This window comes from Lentibacillus kimchii, from assembly GCF_055381965.1.
Window position 1 is genome coordinate 2,488,163 of record NZ_AP043934.1, and the last position, 24,030, is coordinate 2,512,192.

At 44.5% G+C, this 24,030-nt stretch carries 19 protein-coding genes; 5 read left to right on the forward strand and 14 right to left on the reverse strand.

From position 1 onward, the window contains the following. Positions 1 to 80: 80 nt before the first annotated feature. The 4 genes from ACZ444_RS13060 to ACZ444_RS13075 form a co-directional block, all read right to left on the reverse strand. Positions 81 to 527, reverse strand: a complete 447-nt coding sequence (locus ACZ444_RS13060) for a hypothetical protein (RefSeq protein ID WP_382359651.1) — start codon at positions 525 to 527, stop codon at positions 81 to 83. A gap of 10 nt (positions 528 to 537) precedes the next feature. Next, positions 538 to 1,074: a TIGR04104 family putative zinc finger protein gene (locus ACZ444_RS13065; protein ID WP_382359648.1), complete on the reverse strand. Its 537-nt coding sequence runs from the start codon at positions 1,072 to 1,074 to the stop codon at positions 538 to 540. Positions 1,075 to 1,246: 172 nt separating this feature from the next. Continuing rightward, positions 1,247 to 2,020, reverse strand: coding sequence for a C40 family peptidase (locus ACZ444_RS13070; protein WP_382359645.1), 774 nt, complete (start codon positions 2,018 to 2,020; stop codon positions 1,247 to 1,249). Positions 2,021 to 2,147: 127 nt separating this feature from the next. Beyond that, positions 2,148 to 4,571 (reverse strand): transglycosylase domain-containing protein, encoded by a 2,424-nt coding sequence (locus tag ACZ444_RS13075; RefSeq protein WP_382359642.1) that lies wholly within the window; start codon positions 4,569 to 4,571, stop codon positions 2,148 to 2,150. Between the two features lie 305 nt (positions 4,572 to 4,876). On the opposite strand from ACZ444_RS13075, the gene ACZ444_RS13080 reads away from it, so the two are divergent. Beyond that, positions 4,877 to 6,640, forward strand: a complete 1,764-nt coding sequence (locus tag ACZ444_RS13080) for a hypothetical protein (protein ID WP_382359639.1) — start codon at positions 4,877 to 4,879, stop codon at positions 6,638 to 6,640. 351 nt (positions 6,641 to 6,991) lie between these two features. Here ACZ444_RS13080 and ACZ444_RS13085 read toward each other — a convergent pair whose 3' ends face one another. Genes ACZ444_RS13085 through hsdR form a run of 3 tightly spaced genes read right to left on the reverse strand, consistent with a single transcriptional unit; the run spans position 6,992 to position 12,485 of the window. Further along, positions 6,992 to 8,638, reverse strand: coding sequence for a restriction endonuclease subunit S (locus tag ACZ444_RS13085; protein WP_382359636.1), 1,647 nt, complete (start codon positions 8,636 to 8,638; stop codon positions 6,992 to 6,994). Next, a complete protein-coding gene (locus tag ACZ444_RS13090) occupies positions 8,635 to 10,080 on the reverse strand; it encodes a type I restriction-modification system subunit M (protein WP_382359633.1) in 1,446 nt (481 codons plus the stop codon). The genes ACZ444_RS13085 and ACZ444_RS13090 overlap by 4 nt, the downstream gene beginning before the upstream one ends. A 35-nt stretch (positions 10,081 to 10,115) precedes the next feature. Then, complete coding sequence (hsdR, locus tag ACZ444_RS13095) at positions 10,116 to 12,485, reverse strand: EcoAI/FtnUII family type I restriction enzme subunit R (protein WP_382359630.1); 2,370 nt, start codon at positions 12,483 to 12,485, stop codon at positions 10,116 to 10,118. 297 nt (positions 12,486 to 12,782) lie between these two features. On the opposite strand from hsdR, the gene ACZ444_RS13100 reads away from it, so the two are divergent. Next, positions 12,783 to 14,207, forward strand: a complete 1,425-nt coding sequence (locus ACZ444_RS13100) for a TcaA NTF2-like domain-containing protein (protein ID WP_382359627.1) — start codon at positions 12,783 to 12,785, stop codon at positions 14,205 to 14,207. Positions 14,208 to 14,228: 21 nt separating this feature from the next. Beyond that, positions 14,229 to 15,044: a hypothetical protein gene (locus ACZ444_RS13105; protein ID WP_382359624.1), complete on the forward strand. Its 816-nt coding sequence runs from the start codon at positions 14,229 to 14,231 to the stop codon at positions 15,042 to 15,044. Positions 15,045 to 15,112: 68 nt separating this feature from the next. Here ACZ444_RS13105 and ACZ444_RS13110 read toward each other — a convergent pair whose 3' ends face one another. From ACZ444_RS13110 to ACZ444_RS13120, 3 genes are all read right to left on the reverse strand, one after another. Next, positions 15,113 to 15,328, reverse strand: coding sequence for a DUF2922 domain-containing protein (locus tag ACZ444_RS13110; RefSeq protein ID WP_382359621.1), 216 nt, complete (start codon positions 15,326 to 15,328; stop codon positions 15,113 to 15,115). Positions 15,329 to 15,382: 54 nt separating this feature from the next. Continuing rightward, positions 15,383 to 15,616, reverse strand: coding sequence for a DUF1659 domain-containing protein (locus ACZ444_RS13115; protein WP_382359618.1), 234 nt, complete (start codon positions 15,614 to 15,616; stop codon positions 15,383 to 15,385). A gap of 67 nt (positions 15,617 to 15,683) precedes the next feature. Next, positions 15,684 to 15,827, reverse strand: a complete 144-nt coding sequence (locus ACZ444_RS13120; RefSeq protein ID WP_382359615.1) for a hypothetical protein — start codon at positions 15,825 to 15,827, stop codon at positions 15,684 to 15,686. Between the two features lie 286 nt (positions 15,828 to 16,113). Here ACZ444_RS13120 and ACZ444_RS13125 point away from each other — a divergent pair, with 286 nt between their 5' ends. Continuing rightward, positions 16,114 to 17,235: an LCP family protein gene (locus tag ACZ444_RS13125; protein ID WP_382359612.1), complete on the forward strand. Its 1,122-nt coding sequence runs from the start codon at positions 16,114 to 16,116 to the stop codon at positions 17,233 to 17,235. A gap of 173 nt (positions 17,236 to 17,408) precedes the next feature. Here the strand turns inward: ACZ444_RS13125 and ACZ444_RS13130 are convergent, their stop codons facing one another. Then, positions 17,409 to 18,134, reverse strand: coding sequence for a WecB/TagA/CpsF family glycosyltransferase (locus ACZ444_RS13130; RefSeq protein WP_382359609.1), 726 nt, complete (start codon positions 18,132 to 18,134; stop codon positions 17,409 to 17,411). A gap of 23 nt (positions 18,135 to 18,157) precedes the next feature. After that, complete coding sequence (locus tag ACZ444_RS13135) at positions 18,158 to 19,213, reverse strand: glycosyltransferase family 4 protein (RefSeq protein WP_382359606.1); 1,056 nt, start codon at positions 19,211 to 19,213, stop codon at positions 18,158 to 18,160. 277 nt (positions 19,214 to 19,490) lie between these two features. Between ACZ444_RS13135 and ACZ444_RS13140 the strand changes: the two genes are divergently transcribed. Further along, positions 19,491 to 20,204, forward strand: a complete 714-nt coding sequence (locus ACZ444_RS13140) for a glycerophosphodiester phosphodiesterase (RefSeq protein ID WP_382359603.1) — start codon at positions 19,491 to 19,493, stop codon at positions 20,202 to 20,204. Positions 20,205 to 20,248: 44 nt separating this feature from the next. On the opposite strand, the gene ACZ444_RS13145 is transcribed toward ACZ444_RS13140, so the two are convergent. Together ACZ444_RS13145 and ACZ444_RS13150 are read right to left on the reverse strand one after the other, a co-directional pair. Continuing rightward, a complete protein-coding gene (locus ACZ444_RS13145) occupies positions 20,249 to 21,076 on the reverse strand; it encodes an ABC transporter permease (RefSeq protein WP_464433390.1) in 828 nt (275 codons plus the stop codon). Between the two features lie 192 nt (positions 21,077 to 21,268). Further along, positions 21,269 to 23,929 carry a peptidoglycan recognition protein family protein gene (locus ACZ444_RS13150; protein ID WP_382359597.1) on the reverse strand — a complete coding sequence of 887 codons (2,661 nt, stop codon included), beginning with the start codon at positions 23,927 to 23,929 and terminating at the stop codon, positions 21,269 to 21,271. Between the last annotated feature and the right edge of the window lie 101 nt (positions 23,930 to 24,030).

Below are 24,030 nucleotides of genomic sequence, written 5' to 3' on the forward strand. Positions count from 1 at the left end.
GCCCCCAGTTTATTTATTCATCTGGCTCTTTTTATCCATTCCATGATTTAGTTTATGCTTTTTTATTCCATCAAATCTATTCATAAATCACTTATTCTTACGATTTCACCTATATTTGAACCTATCCAGGCTCCTATAAAAGGATAAAGAATAAACAATTCCTGTCTTGTATCACTAAAATTCGTAACAGACACAAAGACCGTTAATAGAATGCTGCAAATACTGATTACAACAATTTCTATTATCGTACTTCGCTTCCAGCGTTTCTCTCCCAAACGATCCCTGTCAAAGGTCAGGACACGACTGCTTGTTTTTGTGAATGCCTTCCCTGTTGTAAGCTCATACAGTTTGTAAACTGTCATGATCCATGAAAGAAAACAAAATAGAAGGACTAAGGAAAATGGCTTTCCTGTTTCCTCAAGATAAACACACAGAAGAAATAACAACAGCACTACAAAATTGAATTGAATTAGCTGCCTCTTTTTTAAGCGCTTAACTTCTTGTATATCCCAATCTATCTCATTCATCTTATCCCTTCTAAGCGGAAAAATTTAAAACCCAAAATATTGCCATTATGACAGCAATACCCAGATACATAAATGTTTGGTCACGTTGCCAGCGACTCTGATTTAACAAAACATGAATGAACCCGATCGGAGGCACTATGACACACATCGCATATACCCATTTTTCTCTTAAATACCAGGGGCGCGCCACCGCAATGCTATGTTCTTCATCATTCGATAATTTTAGAATCATGGGATATGTGATAACGATTATCAAAAGCAAACTAACAATCATAATAAGTAGAATAGTTCCTGGGAGATTCAGCTTTTCTGCAACCCGCAGTAATAATAACGACAGAAATAAAAGAAAGATTCTTTTTGCGATTGCTGAATCGTTTTCATATTGTTCGTCACCACAATAGGGACAGGTCATCCCATAAGATAATACCAATAACTGATTAACTGTTTGTCTCCAAGTCCACTTTTTTCCGCAGCTCTGGCAAGTTGGCATCAAATCCCCCCCCTTTTGTGCAACTAATCGTTTCCATTTTGTATAACGGTTACCCATTTCCTGATTATTCCTTATGAACACCATTATATACTATCATTCACGCAGTATCCAAATGATGATTCAGATTATTTAGTTCATAAAAAAAGCGTGGCCCCTCACCATTTTCATGGCGGGTACCACGCTTTATATGCGAATCCACTGGGGTTTGTTCAGCATGCTTGCTTAAGCTTTAAAAGCGTTTGGCACCGATGTATTTGTCTTGCCAGTAGTCAATAGTCAAGGACGTGACTTCGACACCGGTATCTTCGGTTCCAGCATGAATCATCTTGTCATTGCCAATATAAATGCCGCTGTGGGAAACACCATCTTTGTATGTATTCTCAAAGAAAATAACATCGCCTGGCTGTGGATTATCAACATTTTGTCCTTTATCTGATGACCACATCTGGGCATGTGTTCTGCTTAGATCGATACCCTGTTGCTGGAATACATAGTCAATAAAGCCGCTGCTGTCGAATCCTTCTTCTGGTGTTGTGCCACCGGTAACGTAAGAAGTGCCTACCAGATTGCGTGCAGTCGATACCGCTTGATCATTACTGACACTGTCATTGTTAACCGTTTGTGATTTTATTTGCATGGTCTCGGGCTGGTGGGTGGCTGCATCGCTGTCCAGCGCATTCAATGTCGGCGCATCTACAACGCCATCAGCATCCCAGCCTTGATCATTCTGGAAACGGATGACTTTAGCTTCTACATTGGGACCGTAAATGCCGTCAGTGCTGACGTTATAACCATGATTCTGCAATTGCTGCTGCAGATTTGTAATTTCCTGACCTTGTTCACCCTGGTCCATAACAGCAACGCCAGCTGCTCCTTCACTGGATCCTGCTGCATCCGGAGCACCATGTGCCGAAACAGTGCCTGCCATAAGCGGGCTAAAGGCTACAGAAGTTGCCAGCAGCGCTGATACAGTACCCTTCTTCACAGTAAGCTTCATCGCCATTATAACCATCCTCCATATCATTCGTTTGATTGATTAGTTTGTGTTTGCTGATTCCTCATTATAGCAAACAATTATTTCAGAGGATTTAACAGGTTACTAACATTTGATAACAATTTGATACGAAGTGTTAATTGGCATTTTTTTCTGTTGCGTCAGGGTTCTTCTTCTTATGATCAGACGACTTTTTACCCTGCTTATCTGCTTCGTCTGCTTTTTTATCGCTGGATGGCTGCTTTTTCTGTTTGTTTGCTTCACTACCGTTATTTCCATTGGCGGATAACTGCTTATCCTGTTTGTCTGTCTTATTACCGTCATTCCCATCATTGGACTTTTTCTGTTTGTCTGTCTCATTCCCGTCATTGGGCTTTTGTTCATTCTGCTTCTGCTTATCTGCTTTATCATTGCCTTCGTCGCCGGATGGTTGCTTTTTCTGTTTGTCTGCTTCATCGTCTTTCTTATCATCTGACGGTTCCTCATTCTGTTCCTGCTCCGACTGTTCTTCTTCCTTTTGTTTCGTCTCGTGCTCTGGCTCAATCTCCTTAGGGTCAGGCTGTGTTCCCCGCACATACAGCTCTGAATTCATGGAAACAACACTGCTCGGTTTTTCAAAGTCAGCCACATTGGGATCCGATACATCCGTCATGAGCTTTCGGAAAACCTGTTTGGCAATAGCCTCTTCGCTGTCACCTTGAATATATTGTATACCGTCATCATCTTTTTTGAATGATGGATAGCCGGTCCAGACACCAAGGGAGTACTGGGGCGTATAGCCGACAAACCACGAATCATTAATACCATCTGCTATGCCATATTTCTGTCGTTTAGCCTTGGGAATGTTGGTTGAGCCCGTTTTTCCGGCGAGCGGCAATCCCGCAATATTTGCTTTTGTGCCGGTTCCGCTCGAGACAACCGTTTTAAGCATATCTGTTACCATATAAGCCGTATAATCCTTCATCGCTTTATGAGACTCTGATTCCGGCTTCCATTCCTTTCCGTTCGGGAATTCGACGCGTCTGACGGCAGTTGGCTGGTTATAGGTACCGCCATTGCCAAACGCGGCATAAGCTTCTGCCATTTGCAGCGGCGTGGCACCCTCGTCAAAACTGCCAATCGACGCCGACTCATAAATTGGATCAATCTTAATGCCCAGCCCTTTAGCAAACGTCTGGGCTTTATCTTTGCCCGCAGCTTGAAATGCCTTCAGGGCAGGAATATTCCGTGACCATGCTAAAGCACGCCGCATGGGAATATTGCCCCAGTATCTGTTATCCCACTCCCCGATTGGTTTGCCATTACTGTACTCGTATTTCTCGTCTTTCAGTGTATGTGACGTAGACCACTGCAAATCATCAATAACAGGACCGTAATCCAAAATAGGCTTAATCGTAGAGCCTGGCGAGTTGCCAATAGCTGATCCATAATTATGATAGCCGACCGCTTTAAAGTGACGTCCACCGCCAACGGCTTTGACCTCTCCTGTTTGTGTATCAACCAAGGAGATTCCCGTTTCAAAATTGTCATCCGGATAAGGAATCTTATCCGAGCGGAGAATGTTATAAACAGAACGCTGAGCCTTTGAATCAAGGGTTGTATAGATCTTCAGACCGCCCTGATAGAATTCTTTTTCAGAGACTTCCTTCTTCTGATTGACCAGTTGATCATACACCGTATCGACAAAAGCTTTATAAGGCTGATCATTCGGCTCTTCTTGCTCGTCATCCCGCAGGATATCTGAGATGGATTGGTCCTTCGCCTTTTGAGCCTGTTTCTGGGAGATGGCCTGATTACTGACCATGGCTGACAGGACCTGATCACGGCGTTCTTTAGCCTGTTCCGGATGTTTAAGAGGATTATACGCACTTGGCGCATTCGGCATTCCCGCCAATAAAGCGACTTGCGATACATTCAATTTGGACAAATCATCTTCACCAAAATAGGATTTTGCGGCTGTCTTGATACCATAGGCTCCATCACCAAAATAGGCATTATTCAAGTACATTTCGAGAATGCTATCTTTGGAGTACTTTCGTTCCAATTTCAATGCAAGCCATGCTTCCTGTACTTTTCGCCTTAAGGTTTTTTTCGAGCTTAAAACAGTCCGCTTAACGAGCTGCTGGGTAATGGTCGAACCGCCCTCTGCTCCCCAGCCCTCTTGGATATTAGCCTTCACGGCACCAAGTATGCGCCGAAAATCAAGCCCATTATGGTCATAAAACCGTCTATCTTCTATTGAGACCACAGCATCCTTTGCCATATCCGGAACGTTGTCAATGTCCACTTTAATGCGATTATGCTCATCAAACAATGTGCTGACAAGCTTGTCATTCTGGTCATAGATCCGGGTTGATTGCGGCGTCTGCAAATCACTCGCCTTCAGTGTCGGTGCATTATGAACCATGATAATGACCATAATGCTAAAGGCAAGAGCCATTAGCAAAACCACAGTCCCTATGCCAAGCAGACCTTTTTTCCATAACCCTCCTCGCTTATGTGACTTTGCCTTTTTGTTCTGATGCCGCCGTTCCATTCGTGATGTATTTTCTTTTGACATGTTTTATCCTACCTCATCTCATCATCTATGTGGATTCCTATACCCGTTATCCAGTGTATTTAAAATTCTACCGCTATGTCTTTTTTGTATAAAGCATTTAACACATTAATATATGAAATTTTTTTGACCGTCGTTCCTGTACGGGCAAGTTCTGTGCCATCATGCAGATCGCACACCCCCTGTTCCAAATATGACCTATTGTAACGCAATCGTTTCTTATAGTACGATAGTTTTATATAATTGGTTAGATATCGGGATCAGATGCCTGCTGCCGTCTGGCATACTGGCTACAAGGAGAGGATCGTGTGTCATTTCAATATGGATCGGATGCACCAGAGATCAGAAATCCGTTTAGACAGGAGGGGCTTCTCTACTTAATCAGCGGCGTTATCATTGCCATCATCGGAGTGATTTCCCTGCTGACCCTAAAGGGACAGATTGAAGATAATGGGCTGGCCACAGGCTGGTTCGGGCTTGCAGTGACCCTGATTTTACTGGCGGGCGGAGTTCACTTCGTCACAAAAGGGATCTTTAAAATGTCCCGGTTCTATGTCGGACGGGATGTGCCCGCGAGCCTGGCGGAAAACAGGACAGAAGGTGCGGAGGCAACGACCAAAGCGAGCGTTTATTACAATGCCCAGGAAATCGCGCAGATGATCAAAGGGCGCAAGAATCTGACATTCCGCGAACCTGTGACGCTGTTTGATCGTGTACTGCACAATATTTTTCCCAATTTCATCTTTCTCCCGATTGCCATGCGGAATTATTTGCATATCCTGGTTCGCAATACAGCCTATTCGCTGATCACACTGGGCGTCTACTTATTAGCCCTTCTTTCCGGTTCACTTGGCCTGACGCTTCTCACAACGTCATCTATGTCGAAATGGCTGGGGATCCTGCTTGCGGTGTTCCTGTTTGTCTTATGGGTCGTCACACCAATATCGGCTAAGAAAATTAATGCAAATATCTTATATGATGGCCAGAGATCACAGCTTATCTGGGTAGTTGTGCTGACGATTCTTATCCCGGCTGCAGCGGAACTCCTGTTAAGACAGGGCATCACCATCCCGGAAGCGCCGTTCAATCCCGCTTTTGCGCTTGTCGTCAGTTACGCGCTCATTCTGCTTGTCGCAACAGCCGGCATGACGCTTGCCAAGTTACGCTCAGAGCTGACAAAGCCCTTAACAGAAGTGTCGGAGTCGATTGATCACTGGCAGGAAAATGTTCATCCGAAAGATTTCTTCCGGGCGCTCGATCTGAAAATGACGGATTTACGGTACAAAGAAATGCCTAACCGCGTTTACCGCGAGCTGAATCCGAATCTGCATATGGAAGGCAACATGGATAAAGGCAGTTTTGACGGGGACACGATTCAGGAAACGCAGCCTGTCTACCAGGACATCAGCTACCCGGAACCTTTGAAAAAAATTCGCTTCGGTGTGGCTGTCGGCGGCCATATTTTGCTGATTATCGCTGCTTTTCTGCTGTTTATTCTGAATCAGAGCCGAGGCGGATCTTTTCCTATCAGCAGCCTGTTTACAGGAATCTTCTTCCCAGGCATCTGTTTCGCAACCGGGCTTGCCCTGCTGACCATGGCTCATGTCTATTGGGGCGAAATGCAGTTTAAAAGCTATCTTGTCCAGTTTCAGGGAGAAGGCACGTATTCGGAGTCGAAGCTGTCCGTCGGCATGTCGGTAAACGACTCAACCCAAAGTGAAAATACCGTTATCAGATCATCCTTCAGCACGTGGTTTTTAGCATCAGAACTCGTCACGAGCACCCAGGCGCGTTCAGGAAGGCATGCGCTCGATGGCCCCCGCTACATCCTGGGCATGCATAAATCGGATGAACTGCTGAATCAGCTGGTCAGCCACGTTAATGATTACCTGGAAGAAAAAGAATTGATCGCCGTTTCCTCCTCGGAAAAAGACGGCGAAGCGATGCAGGCTCTCTACAGTGCTAATAAAGCTGCACCGGGCCTTAACGACAGGCAAAAGCCTACCCAGGCGGAACTGGCCAAAGGGGCTAAACAGCAAACAGCAGACGATGAGCCGGATGAGAACAGCTAAACCTTGCACATAAGCTGGTCCCGTGGCTGAAAGACGTTCAGAACATCCAGCCACGGGACCTCTTCAATCTCATGTCTGACGTTTTTTTAGTTCAATTCTTCCTGTTCCATATCATTAAGGTTTTTGCCGTTATGCTTCCATCGTCTTCTCCCATTTTCTGCCCCTCCAGCTATAGCTGGCCGCATAACTCGGACTATTAAATATATAATCATCCGTAAATTCATAGAGATTTTTGCTGCTATGTTCTTTCAGTACGTCTCCTGTAATCAATTAGAAATAGCCGTATTAAACTTCCTGACAAACGAATTCCTCCAACTGGATGTATATCCTTCTGTATGTCGACACCCTTTATCAGGCATTATCCTTAGCGCTGACTTCATGAAACGCAGCTATATCAAAGTTTGCGTGTATAGCGTTCCTTGATTGAATTTGTTCGATTAATTGGTCGCATATGCTAAATAACTTATCAATTTGATTGACAATTCTTTTTTGTTCACTTACAGGAGGTAAAGGGAATTTATATTTTTTCACATCATTAGCAGATAAATTGGGTTGAGCAGACCCATTATCGTGAAAAGATATCATATTCTTTCCAAGATTACTTATTAAATAATAATACAAATAACTGCTGTATAAACCCACATATGGTCTTATAATAACTAGCGAGGAAGCTATAGCTCCTTTCTCAAGGTCATTTACTATGCTTGTTTTTCCAAGAGTACCTCTCAAACAATATAATAAATCACCGTTGTTTACCTTTCCGCTTCCTAATAATTCAAATCTTTCTTCAGTTATAAAACTTAATCTTGATTTATCAATACTTCCCTTGTATAAACTACCTGCATTAATAAATGGTATTCCTGATGAAACTAGTTTGTCTTTGGAAGGATAGTTTTTACCTCTGTCTCCATTAATAAAATGTGCAACAGCATTTAATCTCACCCATTCCCATCCTTCAGGCAGCTCATAAGGTTTCTCGTCTTCCTTAATATCTGGCAGCTTTTTCGGTTTCCGGATTTTCTTTTCCTTCACTAACTGCTCTTTCTCTTCTTCAATTTGCTTAAGCAGCACTGAAGCTGGTTCATCATTCGGATCCTGTTTTACTAATTTTCCTTGAACAGTCAGATTCAACAGACTTTGCTTCAACAATTGAACATCATCTTCTGTTTCGCAAAGACTATCCATATGCTCAACAGCAAAATTCAAATCCTCGTATTGAGACGGATTATTGGCATCCTGAATCCTGTTGAACACACCCTTATTCAAACTTGAATTAGAAGTATTCTTTTTTTGAATTTGTTCTTCTAACTGATCACATATACTAAATAGCTTATCAATTTGAATTACAATTCTTTTTTGTTCTTCAATTGGGGGAAATGGAATAAGTATAGGGTATATTTTTCTTCCGGATATAACTGGTTGAGCAGTTGCACTAGCATTTATTTTCAAATTGACTGTTTTAAGTATATTATACAGCCAATGAATATCAATATTGTCTTTTGAAAAGCTAACAATAAATGCATTATCAGTGACCCATGATTTTTGCGGTAAGATATGTACACTTCCACAGTAATATCCAACTCTGCCAATAGCTAATGTTGAATAATTACAATTGTAATTGCTATGATAGCCATTAATACCATTTCCACCATATACAGGGATGTTTCCACCATGATCCATTTCTTTTTTAGTTAAATTTGTACCTGAAGAAACAGAAATTAACTGTCCTAGTCTCACCCATTCCCATCCTTCAGGCAGCTCATAAGGTTTCTCGTAATCCGTAATCTCCGGCAGTTTTTTCGGTTTCCGGATTTTTTTCTCTTTCACTAATCGCTCTTTCTCTTCTTCGATTTTCTCAAGCAATACGGAAGCTGGTTCATCATTGGGATCCTGCTCGACCAATTCTCCTCGCATAGCCTTCTGTAAAATGAAATCTTTTAATTTCTTCACATCATCTTCTGTTTTTACAATATCCTGAAAGTGCTGTAATACGTTCATTCAGACACCTCATTCAAAATCGCGGACAGTTCGTCTGCTAGTTTTTTCTTCGTTTGTTCAGCATTAGCTGCTGCTTCTTCATATTGTTTCAAAGCTTCTTCAGGATCAAGCTGGTCTTCTTCGGCTACATAGGGATTTTTAATATCTAGATTGTAATTACGCTTTTTGATTTCCTCGGCTGAAACTTTCCAGGCATACCGATTTTCTTCACGATTATGCCACCAGGCCTTTTCAGGCTCAAATTCTTCAATACGGATCGGTTTCGTCTTACTGTAGCTTTTCTGACCTTCTGGATAAGGATGTTCATAATACCAAATCTCTTCCGTTGGCTGACCTTTTTGAAAGAATAATATGTTAGTACGAATGCCTGTATACGGTGAAAAAACATTATGCGGCAGTCGAACAATCGTATGCAGGTTGAACTCATTCAGCAACTTTTCCTTAATGCGTGCTTTGATGCCCTCATCTCCGAATAGAAAACCGTCTGGCAGGACAATGGCACCTCGTCCATTGTTTTTCAGCAATTCCATAATCAGCACCATGAAAAGATCTGCCGTTTCCTTCGTCTGAAAACCGGAGGGAAAGTTGGTTTCAATCCCGTCTTCCTCCGTGCCCCCGAATGGCGGATTCGTCACAATGACATCAACCCGGTCCTTATTCGTATAGTTGCGAAGGGGCTGTGCCAGGGAGTTATCATGCCGGATCCGGGGAATCTCAATACGATGCAAAATCAGGTTGGTCATTGCCAGCGTATGAGGCAATGGCTTTTTCTCCACGCCCAGGATTTTTTCCTGAAGCTCTTGATTTTCTTCAACGCTTGTCGCTTGTTTGCGCAGCCGCTCAATAGCACTGGTTAAAAAGCCGCCCGTGCCACATGCCGGATCCAGGATCTCCTCGCCCAGCTGCGGATCAATCATATCAACAGCAAATTGCGTCACCGCTCTAGGAGTGTAATATTCACCACTATTACCAGCAGATTGCAGGTCTTTCAAAAATGATTCATAGAAGTCATTAAACAGATGACGATCTTCGGAGCTGTTAAAATCAATTTCATTTATTTTGTTAATTACTTGCCGGATAAGCGTACCTGATTTCATATAATTAAAATTGTCCGCAAACACGGCTTGTACCATATTGGCGCGAGAATAAAAGTCAGTGGCTTCAAGTTCTTTCAACCCGGGGAAAAGTTCGTCATTGATAAAATGAAGCAGCTTGTCTCCTGTCATGCCTTCATCGTCCGCTGCCCAATTCCGCCAGCGCAGGTTTTCAGGAATGGGCGATTGATAATCGTCTTCCATAACCTCCAGTTCCTCTTCTTTATCATCGAAAATTTTCAAGAAAATCATCCATACCAACTGCGCAATCCGCTGAGCGTCACCATCGACACCCGTATCCTGCCTCATAATATCCTGAACATTTTTAATTAAAGTCGTTATGCTCATGTTGCTCCATCTCCTGCTCTATTGATCTTAATTTATTATACTTCGGCATAGATAGCCTGTTCCAATTCCTGCACAGCTACCTGGTACTGTGATTTACCGCCGAATTGTTTAATAATCTCCATGACAGAACCATGCTCGCTGAAATCATCTAACTTTAGCACATCCATACTTTCGATATTTTCTATACCTTCATCAGCATATTTATCCAGAAGCTTTTCCAAAACAGCTCTGGCCTGTTCTCCATACTGAGTAAAATAATCCTGTTTTTTGACGTTTCGGACCCTTTCTTGACGGGTTAAAGGTTTCTGGTCGAAAGCCACATGCATAATCAGATCAAAGGGATCATAGTCACGTCCAACAGTCCGCTCCAGTTCATCCAGCAGCACACCCTGATCCAGAAGCTCTTCGATAATCGCTTCTTTTTGTTCGGATGCCTGCCATTGGTTAAGAAATTCATCCATTGTACGATAGTTGTCCTGAACAGTATTTTTAGTATAATCTTTCAGTGATTCAGTTACCAGTTTTCCTTCTTCATTGTAATACTGGACTTTTTCGGAAAGAACGTTCACTTGTACATTATCAACGTAATAGGTTTTCACGTCGTAGTCATCGTTGCCATTAATACTTATATCAGGGGGAGTGTCATCAGGTATATCATAATCTCCCAGGCTTTCACCTATTTGTTCAGAAGGTATATCAGTGTCATCAGGCGGAACGGGCGACTCCCCATCATTTGGCTGATAAACCTGCACAGGTTCTCCATCGAAATCCGGATCCGCAAACAAATCGGTTACCCCGCGAAAGTCCATAATAGTAAACGAATGCTTGCCATATTCTTCGTTGATACGTGTGCCACGCCCTATAATTTGCTTAAATTCCGTTATGCTATTGATGTTCGAATCCAGTACAATCAATTTACAGGTTTGGGCATCCACACCGGTTGTCATCAGTTTCGATGTTGTCGCGATAACCGGATAAGTCTCTTCTGGGTGTATGAAATTATCAAGCTCCATTTTGCCTTCGTCTTTGTCACCTGTAATGCACATCACATATTTTGAATTCTCGTTAACCAGATCCTGATTTTCATTCATCAGAGCCTGCTGCATCCGTTCAGCATGATCAATATTCACACAAAAGATAATGGCCTTCTGATAACGATCAGTATGTTTCATATAATCTGAGACTTGTTTAGCAACCTGTTTAGTCCTTTCAGTCAGCACTAAGCCTTTATCAAAATCTTTTCGGTTGTACATCCGGTCCTCAATCACTTCGCCGTTCCTGTCTTTTTCGCCTTTATGAGGCCGCCATCCTTCCACATCCCGATCAAATAGATAGCGCACGACACGATAAGGAGCCAAAAAACCGTCATCGATCCCTTGTTTCAAACTATACGTATAAATAGGCTTGCCAAAGTAATCCATATTGGAGACATCTTCCGTCTCTTTTGGTGTTGCGGTCATTCCAATATGGGTTGCTTGATCAAAATAATTCAGAATCTCCCGCCATGCTGAATCATCACGAGCAGATCCCCGGTGGCATTCGTCAATCACAATCAAATCAAAAAACGTCGGCGAAAATTCCTTATAAATGTTTTTCCAGTCTTCGGCACCGGATACACCTTGGTACAGAGCCAGGTAAATCTCATAGGACTTATTAACTTCGTGGTTTTGGATCTTTGTCATTTTGTCCCCAAAATCTCTGAAATCATTATTCTTTGCCTGGTCAACCAGAATATTGCGGTCCGCTAAAAACAAAATACGCTTTTTTGCACCTGATTTCCATAATCGGTGAATAATGTGGAACGCAATCATGGTTTTGCCCGTTCCTGTTGCCGAAACCAGCAAAATACGGTCTTGCCCTTTTGCAACAGCCTCAACAGTACGATTTATTGCGATACGCTGATAATAACGGGGCGGCTTTTTATCCGGTCCGGTAAGATAGCCTTGTGTCACGATTTGTTCTTCCTCATCCGTAAATCCCTGACCAGTTCGATAGCGCTGCCATAATGTTTCAGGCGAGGGAAACTGATCAAGCGTGAGTTCGCGCGTTACCAGCTCGCCCGTTCCTGTACGATCGTGTTCCAAAAAACCTCTGCCATTCGAACTATAAACGAAGGGAATATCAAGAATTTCCGCATAGTCCAATGCCTGCTGCATGCCTGATCCAACAGAATGTGCAGCATCTTTTGCTTCAATAAGGGCTAACGGAATATTCGGCTTGTAATAGAGAATATAATCAGCACGCTTGCCTTTTTTCCGTGTGTATGATTTTCCCTTGGGAATGATCCTGCCATCAGTGAAACTGACTTCTTCGCGCATCTGTCTATGCCGATTCCACCCTGCTTGCTCAACAGCCGGTGTTATGTATTTCGTACAAATATCACGTTCCGATAGTGATATATCCATTTGATCCTCTCCTTCAGCCCAGCCGAAAGTCAATAAAACGTATTGATTTCATCTGCCGAATAGCAGTTTATATCAGTCAACACGATGAATGTTCACTTATGAATTTTGATTTTCTCTTATCCGTTTTTAAACAAGTGTCGTCATAGACTAAATTTTATCATATAGTCATATACTACATTAATACGGATTTTTCTCTAGAACTCTCTTTAAATCTTCCATAATCTGCTATAATATGAAATTATAGAGGATTAAGCCTATTTTTTGAAGTCATATCATTTTTGCGAAAGGAGCTCACAGATGAATTTCTGTACAGAATGCGGTCATCCATTAGGAGATCAGCATCAGTTCTGCACAAATTGCGGTGCGAAGCAGGAATCGGCTGACAGCAGCACCTCTGGGCAGGCCTCTGATCAGCCGCTCCACGATCAGACAGAGCACAGGCCACCGCCCCAGCAGCCATCCCGTTCAGCATCTAAATCAACCATAAACAAGCCACCAAACAAGCCCATGAAAAAGCGTACAAAAATTCTCTTGATTTCCGCCGCAGCCGTCGTGGTGGTTCTTTTTGGAACGCACATGGGATTGCAGGCATATTTTGACCCGATGGACGATCTGCAGGCAATGGATCAGGCGGCAGCCGAGGATGATGCTGCGACATTCACCAGTTACATAGACTTTACTGATGATCGTTTACTGGATAAGCAGGCTTATTTGGCATACATTCAGACCAACGAATGGGATTCAGCAAAAAAGCAGTATCGGCAGCTCATTGAAGAAGGGAATGACCTGACGCGCGATATTACCGATCGTAACGGCAGCACTCTGTTCACGGTCCAGCCGGACGATCATTTATTGGGCCTGTACACGACTTATTCGCTCAAGGCACAGCCGACTGAGCTGACCATGACAACGCCTCTGGAAGATACGGAGATGACGATTGATGAGGAAACCACAACAGGCAGCCCGGATGATCCGGGACGATTTAAGGCTTACCCGGGAACTTATGACCTCAATGCAAAAGCCAGCAATGCATATGGTGATTTCGCCATCGACCATTCGCTGGAGATTGAGTCACAGCAGGCTTATGAGTTAAACCTGGATTTCACTGGCGACACCTATGACTTCAGAACTAATCACAAAGATGCGATTTTATTCATTAATGGTGAGGAAACCGGCCAGAAACTGGGTGAGCTAGACGAACTCGGACCCATCCCAGACGACAGTGATATCAAGATGCATGCGGAATGGACGACGCCTGATGGAGACGTTATCAAGTCCAATACCGTCACACCTGATGACAACAAGATGTTTGGCGTCATTCCTTTTTCCTTTGCTGAGAACGAAGACACGAACAAGCATGCACGAAACACTATCCTCGACTTCCGATCGGACTATGAAAAAGCGCTGAACAGCAAGGATTACAGCCAGATTGCGTCGTATATTCAAAGCGGCAGTGAAGCCGAATCTGAACTCAAGGAATACATCGGAGACCTGGAAGATAAGGGATACAATTACAACTTCACAGCAAATAGCGTGCAAGACGTTGAGACGATTGATGAAGAGACACTGGAAGTTACGTCACGCGAACAATTTATCTTTACCAATCACCGCGGTAAAACAACCGATTACGACCGTATTAAAACATATACCGTAACAACGACTAACGATGCATATGAAATCAGTTCAATCGATTACGATGAAACCAATCGTGACGAAAATTAATCTTAGGAGGTCTATTGCGTTATGTTAATTTGTCCAAATTGCCAGCACCAGCAGACATCGGGAAACTTTTGTGGTGTATGCGGAAGTACTCTGGAAGCTGAGGCCGGTACAAATACAGCCAATCAGGATAATCATGAACAGACAGCCGCTGCGGCAGAGCCGGTTATGAACGAGCAGCCAGCCGATAATACCGGGGAAAAAATTAAAGATGGACTGAGCCATTACGGGCATTATTTTCTGAACCTGCTGAAAAACCCGTCGTTTGCTTTACAAACGCATGAAAACGAATGGCTTCAGGCACTGATCACCCTTGTTATAACCGCCCTGGCATCATCGCTGAGCATTTACTTCCTAATGGACTCTATGATCAATTCAGTGATGGGAACAATGATGGGAACGAATCTTCCTTTCTTTTCCACGATGCTGTCCGTGCTCACCGTATCTCTAATTATAATAGCCCTGGCTTTTGTCAGCACGCTCATCATGGCCAAAGCTGGCAGAACACCGGATTCTGCCAAAACGATTTTTACACAATTCGGAAGCATGACCGTTCCTTTTGCCACAGTTAACGCAGTCGCAATTTTGACCGCTCTGGCCGGCTCGTTTGTTTTTACTCTGTTGCTATTGGCAGCCTCGAACGGCTTATTGCTGTATGTGATTCCAGCGCTGATGGTGTACGACAAAACCAATTCAGTCAGCCGCACAGGTCCCAAAGTCTATCTCAGTCTCGCAGCTGTCTTAATTATGCTGCTGTTCATGTATGTCATCTCGCAACTATTTTTCTCGGAAATGATCAGCCAAATCACCAGTATGCTGAATACGCCAATGGGCTTTTAACGTGACATCGACATCATAATAAAGGGGCTGCTGAATGATCAGCGCCCCTCTTGTCATAGCTTATGCATTTAATCCAGCTTGATGTCTTCAACGTTACGCTCAACGATCCGTGCTTGTTTGATAGCAACGACATCACCACCCGATGATGTGAAAGCATTCTGTGCGATGATTTCCTCCATGGCAGCCTTAATGGCTTGCGGATCAGCCGGTTCGACCGGTTTTTCCAAGGAATAGGTTACAGTTCGGTCATCTTCGTTATAAAATTTCAATTCCAGCTTTTTCATTATGTCACCTCCCTCTCGTTACGTTAATGCTGTTTGCCACGTGACAGCAGGTGCTTAGACCCCTTCGTTCTCCATGATTTCAGAACTGTCCGTGCGTTCCACATCCAGCAGTGAACGCTCCTGCAATGGTGTTACAGCAGTGGCGATCGTATACAGCTGATCAGCTGTAGCGCCGGTCTTCACATTATTGAAGCCTTTCGTTTTGTAATGCTGCTTCCCGGTTTCCTCATCAACGCCATCATCCAAAACAAGGCGCATGCGGGAATCAACAAGCTGTTGCTTGGCCATATCCTCACCTCCTTTCACCCTTACAATCGGTAAGGGCAGCCAAACAGGGGCATGACGCTGCAATCATTTAGGCATGCAGCTTATACGTGCATGGTGCATAAATCAGATTCTGGTGCATATACTCACCTTTTAAGAGAAGATCATCCCACGGCGATTTCAGACTCATACCGAATCGGCGTATGAAGACAATAATCGACATGTTATCCCACATTTACACAATTGTAATCAAATACACATTTACTTCTAAAGCATTTCATAGTAAAATATGATTGATGATAGTTTATAAGGTTATAACTATATTATGAGATTGTAAAAACGCGAACCATAAAAATAATTGATCTAATGATCGTAGTGAAGACAAACGTTGAAGGCACTGCCCGATCATTTCCATGCACTCTCAAATGATTTTGCATGAGATAAGGCTTGATCTCTTTTTGTATCTCCTGATCGCCTTCGCTTGTGCCAGTGCTTTCGATAAATCCAGAGAGGAATTTTTTATGTCTGACGAAACGCGTAGAGGACTGTATAAACGGCGAAAACGAAAACTTCGAAAACGAGTCATTTTTATATTAATCCCAGTCATCCTATTACTTGCAGTTGCTGTTTACGCAACCTATATATATGTTAAAGCTGACTCGACCTTTTCCGAATCACATGTAGATGACGGCAAGGAAAAATCTGATCTGCGTGAACAGGCCGTGGATCCGACCGAAGATAATGTCTCGATTCTGATCGCAGGTGTCGACAATAACGACCTCCGCTACCACAATAGCAACCCACTAACGGATACGCTGATGCTGGCGACACTGAATAAAGATAAACAGAGTGTTAAGATGCTGAGTATTCCGCGCGATTCGCTTGTCTATATACCGGAGGCCGGCCAGAAAAGAAAAATCAACAGCGCCCACGCTATTGGCGGTATGGAAGCTACGCGAGATACGGTCGAGAATCTTTTGGACATTCCGGTTGATTATTATGTCAAACTCAATTTCAAAGCCTTTATTGACGTCGTTAATGCTGTTAATGGTATAACCGTTGATGTGCCTTATGAATTCAAGGAACAGGACTCTGAGGGTAATGCGAACGCTGTCCATCTCTATCCCGGTGAACAGAAGCTGAACGGGGAAGAGGCTCTTGCCTTCGCCCGGACACGTAAAAAAGATAATGATATTGAACGCGGCAAGCGTCAGCAGGAAGTTATTAAGGCTGTTGTTGATAAATCCGTATCGATCAAATCCATACTGAAGATCGACAATATTATTGACGCAGTCGGCAGCAATATGACAACAAACATGAAATTCGGTGAAATGAAAAGCTTTATTTCTTATGGCATGGCCGGCAAGGACCTTGACTTTGACACGTATACATTGCAGGGCAGCGATTATTGGCCAGGGGATGCGTATTACTGGAAAGTTGATCAGACCGAACTTGAGAAAACCAAACGTATGCTGAAACAGCATCTTGAACTGGAAACAGACATGTCATCACCAGGTAACAACAGCTCAACATCTTCCTCCAGCAATGGCGAACAGGCACCCAATTCCACCGGGAACTCGAATGGTGGGGAACAGTCGCCTGCCTCTGGGGGCGCAGCCAATTCATCCGGCTCTGCCTATTAGATACTAAACCAGCCTTAACCGGGCTGGTTTTTTAGATGCCTGTCTCCTTCTAAAACGGTGCAGGCGCCTTTTTCCTTTTAAATCTCCCTCAACGCGCCAGCCACACAAAAAAAGCCAGTGCATTGGCGCACTAGCTTTTAGTATTGTGATAAGCATGTCACAGTCGGGCCACTTCACGTTTTTCGAAAGACAACCCGCAGCAGAAATTCAAACACTTTTAAGATTCGTTTAAAACGAAGCGGCTGCTTCAGCAAGCGGTACAGCCATTCCAAATTCAGCTTAATCCATATATCAGGGGCACGTTTGGCTGTACCGGCCAGCACGTCAAAACTGCCGCCGACACCCATGAAGACACCCTTAGTGAATTTATCCCTGTGTTCTGCGATCCATAACTCCTGCCGCGGCAGACCCAGCGCAACAAAGATGAGATCAGCCTGAGCCGCAGCGGCGTTCTCGGCGACTTCTGGATCATCAAGCTGGAAAAAGCCGTGCTGCCGGCCGGCAATGGCGACATTTGGAAAACGCCGTTTCACTTCGGCGACAGCTCGTTCATTGACCGCTTCTTCCGCTCCCAAAAAATAGCAACTTAAGCCATGCTGGTCCGCAAAGGCAAGCAAGTCCAGCATCACATCAAAACCTGCCACCCGCTCCTCTAGTGGCTGCTTCATGATTTTGGCCGCCAGCAGGATGCCCGCACCATCCGGCACAATCACATCCGCCTGCTGGACACTCTGCTTATAGCGGGAATCCGAGCGCGTCTTCATCACTATTTCCGGATTGGCTGTGACTATATAGTAAGGCTGCTCCGCCAGCAGGCGCGGCTCAACATAGTCATTCACGAATGCTTGCTGGGTTGTGTTTCGAAACGTTATATCCATGATCGTAACACTATCATGCATGGCCTGACACCTTTCCATATGATCTAGGGGCGCTGCCGCAGCCCTTTCAAAAAATTAGTAAGCGGTTTGTAATCACTGTTAATCAGTTCCAGATTTTCAATTAGGACTTGCATTGTGAGTAACGTCACCGAAAAAATTAAGATCGACCCCCATACGGTGGTCATCGAAAAGAAAATCGCAGAGGTGCAAAACAGCGCATTAAGCGCATAGATGAACAGCACGGTTTGCCTGTGGGTGAACCCCGCTCGGATCAGCCGATGATGCAGATGGGCACTGTCCGGACTGCCAATTGGCTGCCGGTTGATAAACCGCCGTACGATCGCAATGAGCGTGTCCGAAATCGGAACGCCGACAATAAAAATCGGAATGATAAACGAAATAACAGTGACATTTTTAAAGCCAAGCAAAGCGAGTACGGCAATCATATAGCCTAAAAACAAGGCACCGGTGTCACCCATAAAAATTTTGGCCGGGTAAAAGTTGTAGGGTAAAAAGCCCGCGGTGCTGAAAAAGAGAATAAAGGCTATCGCTGCGACGTAGACATGTCCCATAATCACCGCCATCACGCCCAGTGTTAAAAGGGCAATAGCCGAGACACCGGCAGCCAGACCGTCCAGACCGTCAATCAGATTAATCGCATTGGTAATCCCGACAATCCATAAGACGGTCACGATGGAACTGAAAAAGCCAAATTCAATCTCACCGCCAAATGGCAGATTAATAAATTCCATCTGCAGCCCGCCCCAAAACACGACAAAAGATGCAACCGCAAGCTGGACAGCCAATTTAACTTTCGGCGGCAATTCGAAGACGTCATCAAAAAAGCCAAGCGCAATGATCACAAATGCGCCGGTCAAAATCGCCGTATGATAGTCCCCTACCGGCTGCAGCAGCAAAAGACCAATCAGAAAACTGACGAAAATGGCTATTCCGCCCAAAGTCGGTATTGGATTCGAGTGGACTTTCCGCTCGTTCGGTTTATCGGTTGCATTCAGCCGTTTGGCGAATGTCACTAAAAAAGGTGTTATAATTAACGATACAAGTATAGTTACCGAAGCTAATAGCACAATTCTGATCACTTGGCGCACCTCTTTTTACCTGAAACAGACATTTATATGCTAAACGTTCGCTTAATCGTTGCTCACACAATTCTATTCAACTATCTATTATATACCCTTTTAATAAAAGTAGCCATAGAGAATTTTCCAGATTGGCGCTGACCAGATTCGGACTGACGGACCCAGCAGACAATCCATTGGCTTCAGTGCCCGCTGATGGCCTATACTGAAATAAGCTCCGTGCTGTGCGTGGAAATCGTCCAACGGCACACCGGATTAACGTATTGGAGGAATTGTTATGCCTTTAAATTTTGCCCATCGCGGCTCTTTAACCGAAGCACCGGAGAATACACTGCCGGCCTTTCAAAAAGCCCTTGACCGGGGCGTGCGAGCGATAGAACTGGATGTGCAGCTGACAAAGGATAACCATTTAGTCGTCTCACACGATCACCACTTCACCCGCTTTAACCCAGCCATTCAGGGGACGATCAAGGATTATACCCTTGAAGCCGTCCGGCGCATTGATGTCGGGTCCGCCTTCAGCCAGGATTTCGCCGGTGTCAGTCTGCCCACGCTTGACGAAGTGCTGGCCATCTGTCCGGAAACGGTCCTGCTCAATATTGAGATCAAAAATATTCCTGTATTATATGAGGGAATTGAACGGCGTTTGCTGGAGACGCTGGAGGCGCATAATCGGGGGAATGTCATGATTTCCTCGTTTGACCATGTTGCCTTGAAACGGATTCAGACGCTTAATCCGGCCATCGACCTGGGCATGCTTTTCTATTACCGGCTGCTGCGCCCGTGGGACTATGCTGTCTCGAGTGGCCTCCGTATCCGCAGTCTGCATCCGAATCAAGTCTATGTTGATCAAACGTTTGTTCAAGCCTGCAGGCAGCTTGGTTATGAGGTTTATCCGTTTACAGTTAATGATCCAGCGCGCTATCAGGAGCTGGTTGACGCTGGTGTGGATGGGGTGTTTTCAAATAATCCAGCTATATTCGGGGCCTAAATACAAAAACACCCTGCTTTTGCCAGGGCGTTTTTGTATAGAGCTTATAAATAATCAATAAAGTGTCGGCGGAATTTCATATGCAAAGCCGAACCGATGATAAACAGCACCGCCACCAGCACCCAGAAATAGAGCGTATACTCCCACTGGGTCACAGCGTACCATTCTGTCCCAAACAACGAATGCCGGTAACCCTGAACAAGATAAAAAAGCGGATTCAATTTCATCAGATTCATCAGCCATTCCATATTACCCAGAATCGAGATCGGCCATAAAACACCAGAAAGATACAACAGCATGCGGAGCGTTGAGTTTAGAAACATGTGCACGTCTCTGATAATGGTTGATAAGGTGGATGTAATCAGCGACAGCGCAAAAATAAATACAAAAGCCGCAACAATAAAATAAAGCAGCTGGACATAATGACTATTGATATAATACCCGTTAAACTGCAATATAATAATCACAATCCCCATCATGGCCAAATGGATATAGAACTTGGACGAGATGACAAAAGCTGGTATCACACTCATCGGAAAGTTCATTTTGGACAGGATCCCTAACCGGCTATAGATTGATTTTGATCCCTGAACAGTACCCTGATAGAAAAATAACCAAAGGAAAAAGGCCGTCAGCAGCCAGAAGAAAAAGGGTATATCCATGTCGCCCACAGCGACATCATCCCGGGTGCGGAGCGTACCAAACACGAACCAGTAAATTAAAATTTGGATAGCCGGGTTCAGAACTTCCCAGGCCATCCCCAGGTAATTATTCCGGTTCTGACTTTTCATCTCATATAGTGAAAGCCTTCGGATAAGATGAAAATAATTCACCTGTTCCTTGATGACATTAATGGCAGATTTCATAGACATTTCCTTTCGAGCCACAGAACATCATACGTTAATAAATTCATGGTAGATTATACAGGGGAATAAGGCAAAAGACAATCAGAAATTACGCTGACAATATGTGCTCACAGCCTTATAAACGTGTGCAGCACACGAAACCTCCTTATTAAGAGAACAGTTCTGCCCTTATAACAAGAGCAGAACTGTTCGGTTTAACTATTTAACAAACGATTCATGCATCCAGACGGTCTGGCCGTCGAGCTGGCCGCGATACCACGTGTTGTGACCGACTTTTTCCGTCAGATAGACATGGAAGGTCTCCCCTGCATAGTCCGACAAATCATACACCAGGTTTTTGTCACCGCCCCACGCTGTATCATAGCCATGGCCGGTGCCTTTGACCGTGAATGTTTTCGATTTCTTATCGACACCGACATGTTTATGGGTCGACATATCAGCTGTTTTGACCCAGCCGATCGTACCTTTCGTGCTGCTTGCCTTCGTGCTGATCAAATAGTACGTATCACCAGCGAATAACGCTTGTTCTTTAATATAGTAGACGCGATTCAAATAATCTTGAGCACTGAAGGCTGACGACGGGTCGCCAACCGAATTATAAATGGTGGCTCCTGATCTTAAATGGCCCAGCCGGCTGATAGGTGATGTGTCAACTTTGGTTACGAAACTTTCATGCACAAAGATTCGTTCACCTTTGAAGTCGCCGCGATACCACGTGTTATGGCCGACGGTTTCCGTTTTATGAGCATGGAATTCCGCGCCTTTGTAATCGGACAGATCATACACATGATCTTTGGAGCCGCCCCACGCTTTCGTGAAGGCATCACCGTCTCCATTAAACACAAACGTTTTTGACTTGCGGTCAGCGCCTTTGTGGGCATGGGTCGACATGCTGTCCGCTTTGACCCAGCCGATCGTGCCTCTCGTGCTGCTCGCCTTCGTGCTGATCAGGTAATAAGTCTGATTACCAAAGGAAGCCTTCTCTTTAATATAGTATACAGCATTCAGATAATCATCTGAACTGAAGGCTGTCGACTCATCCCCGATCGTTTCATAAATCAATGCACCGCTATGCAGATGACCCAGTTTACTGGTTGGGCTGGTTTGTTTCGTCGTGACTTTGCTTTCATGCAGCCAGACTGTTTTCCCGTCCAAATCACCGCGGTACCAGATATTGCTGCCGACCTTTTCCGTCAGATTCACGTTAAATTCATCATTCTGACGGTTCGCTAAATCATAAACGTGATCCTCAGAGTCGCCCCACGCTTTCGTGTAAGCACTGCCGGTTCCGTCAATATAAAAGGTCTTATCCTGCTTATCAACCCCCGTATGGGAATGGGTCAGCATATCTGACGCCTGAATCCAGCCAATCGTGCCTTTCGTGCTGCTTGGCTTTTCACTGATTAAATAATAGGTGTTCCGTCTTACATCAGCCTGCTTTTTAATGTAGTACACTTTATTTTCGTATCGACTGGCTTCTTCACCCGGAGCATCAGCCCGCAACGTGTCATAAATCGTGGCATCATGCCGCAGATGGCCGAGTTTGCTGGTCTTCTCATTCTTAACAAGATAGCTTTCATGGATCCATACTTCCTGGCCGTCCAGGTTGCCGCGATACCACGTATTATGGCCGACAGCTTCCGTCAGATTCACGTTAAAGGTTTCGCCGGTATGGTTGCTTAAATTGTAGACGTGATCATCCGAGCCACCCCAGATTTCGGCATACGCATTGCCGCTGCCATAGACTTTAAATGTCTTCTGCTTTTTATCCACGCTGGTGTGTTCATGCGTCTTCACATCGCTGGCCTGAACCCAGCCGACTGTCCCGTCTTGGGCACTTGGCTTCCGGCTGATTAAATAATATTGTTTGCCGCTTAGTTTGGCTTCAGCTTTAATATGGAATACCTCATCAGTCCGCTTGGAGCCTGCCTTCTGATAGGTGTCCAGCTTTGTCGGATCATCATAAATCCGCGCGCTGCTGGCATTAATATGGCCCAGTTTGCTGGTGTTTTTGCTATGGTGACGAACCTTCTCCTCAAACTTGGTTCCCACAAGGGCGACGAACTCGTTCCAGTCATAGCCCCATTTGTCAAAATAAGCATGCGGGTCAGTGTGAGTCGTGCCACCAAGGTAATCACTCACTGCCCGATGGGACCATAATGAGCCTTCACCATCACTAACGGCACTGTCGACGCCTGTATTATATTTATACAGAATAGAAGCAATGTAATCGGAATAATTATTGATCGATTTAGCAAACGCGTCAAATGTATCGGCGCGCACCAGTTCTACATGGACGAAACGCTCGTTGGCAAAGCGCCCGGCACCCCATGCAGCCCGGTCTGTCGGGTGTATTTCAATGGTTTGTTGATCGTTGACAAATGCATGAACAAAGGCGCTGTTATAATTCCGGCTCATATAGTCGATTTCATTGCGAATCGTCGTATTGTCATTAGCCGTCTCGTGTGCTACAACGCCCTCAACAGCACCCTTGCCATGACGATAGTTGAAGCGCGGAAAATCAAGATTATGTTCATATTTCACCGAAGCAGGATCCATATCTCTAATATAATCATTGACATCCGGGTAGGTCGAAAAGGCCGATACATTTCCCGATTTGGACTCCGGTTTTTCGCCTTCCTGCGCGTTCTTGTCGGCGTCTTCTTCAGAATGGCCATCCCGCCAGGCTTTTGGTATGTACTTAAGTTCATCATCTGTTAAGTCACTAATATCTTCCCCATTCACGATTGTTCCGTTGTCAATGTCTTCTGCATTTGTGTCTTCAGCGGCAAAACTATTAACGGGCCATAATGATGCCATTAGTGCCAGAGACACAGCCAGCAAGCTTGTTTTTTTCATGTAGATCCTCCTGATATGTATGTTTATAAGCGTCCTCTTAATCCCGGAAACTCTCAACCGCTAAAAGATTGCCAGACTCACTAACAAAGCACCTTGATCCA

Bases quoted from the DNA above. Each gene is read 5' to 3' on its own strand.
- ACZ444_RS13060 (WP_382359651.1), bottom strand. From the start codon at position 527: ATGAATGAGATAGATTGGGATATACAAGAAGTTAAGCGCTTAAAAAAG.
- ACZ444_RS13065 (WP_382359648.1), bottom strand. From the start codon at position 1,074: ATGGGTAACCGTTATACAAAATGGAAACGATTAGTTGCACAAAAGGGG.
- ACZ444_RS13070 (WP_382359645.1), bottom strand. From the start codon at position 2,020: ATGGCGATGAAGCTTACTGTGAAGAAGGGTACTGTATCAGCGCTGCTG.
- ACZ444_RS13075 (WP_382359642.1), bottom strand. From the start codon at position 4,571: ATGTCAAAAGAAAATACATCACGAATGGAACGGCGGCATCAGAACAAA.
- ACZ444_RS13085 (WP_382359636.1), bottom strand. From the start codon at position 8,638: ATGAACGTATTACAGCACTTTCAGGATATTGTAAAAACAGAAGATGAT.
- ACZ444_RS13090 (WP_382359633.1), bottom strand. From the start codon at position 10,080: ATGAGCATAACGACTTTAATTAAAAATGTTCAGGATATTATGAGGCAG.
- hsdR (WP_382359630.1), bottom strand. From the start codon at position 12,485: ATGGATATATCACTATCGGAACGTGATATTTGTACGAAATACATAACA.
- ACZ444_RS13100 (WP_382359627.1), top strand. From the start codon at position 12,783: ATGAATTTCTGTACAGAATGCGGTCATCCATTAGGAGATCAGCATCAG.
- ACZ444_RS13105 (WP_382359624.1), top strand. From the start codon at position 14,229: ATGTTAATTTGTCCAAATTGCCAGCACCAGCAGACATCGGGAAACTTT.
- ACZ444_RS13110 (WP_382359621.1), bottom strand. From the start codon at position 15,328: ATGAAAAAGCTGGAATTGAAATTTTATAACGAAGATGACCGAACTGTA.
- ACZ444_RS13115 (WP_382359618.1), bottom strand. From the start codon at position 15,616: ATGGCCAAGCAACAGCTTGTTGATTCCCGCATGCGCCTTGTTTTGGAT.
- ACZ444_RS13120 (WP_382359615.1), bottom strand. From the start codon at position 15,827: ATGTGGGATAACATGTCGATTATTGTCTTCATACGCCGATTCGGTATG.
- ACZ444_RS13125 (WP_382359612.1), top strand. From the start codon at position 16,114: ATGTCTGACGAAACGCGTAGAGGACTGTATAAACGGCGAAAACGAAAA.
- ACZ444_RS13130 (WP_382359609.1), bottom strand. From the start codon at position 18,134: ATGCATGATAGTGTTACGATCATGGATATAACGTTTCGAAACACAACC.
- ACZ444_RS13140 (WP_382359603.1), top strand. From the start codon at position 19,491: ATGCCTTTAAATTTTGCCCATCGCGGCTCTTTAACCGAAGCACCGGAG.
- ACZ444_RS13145 (WP_464433390.1), bottom strand. From the start codon at position 21,076: ATGTCTATGAAATCTGCCATTAATGTCATCAAGGAACAGGTGAATTAT.
- ACZ444_RS13150 (WP_382359597.1), bottom strand. From the start codon at position 23,929: ATGAAAAAAACAAGCTTGCTGGCTGTGTCTCTGGCACTAATGGCATCA.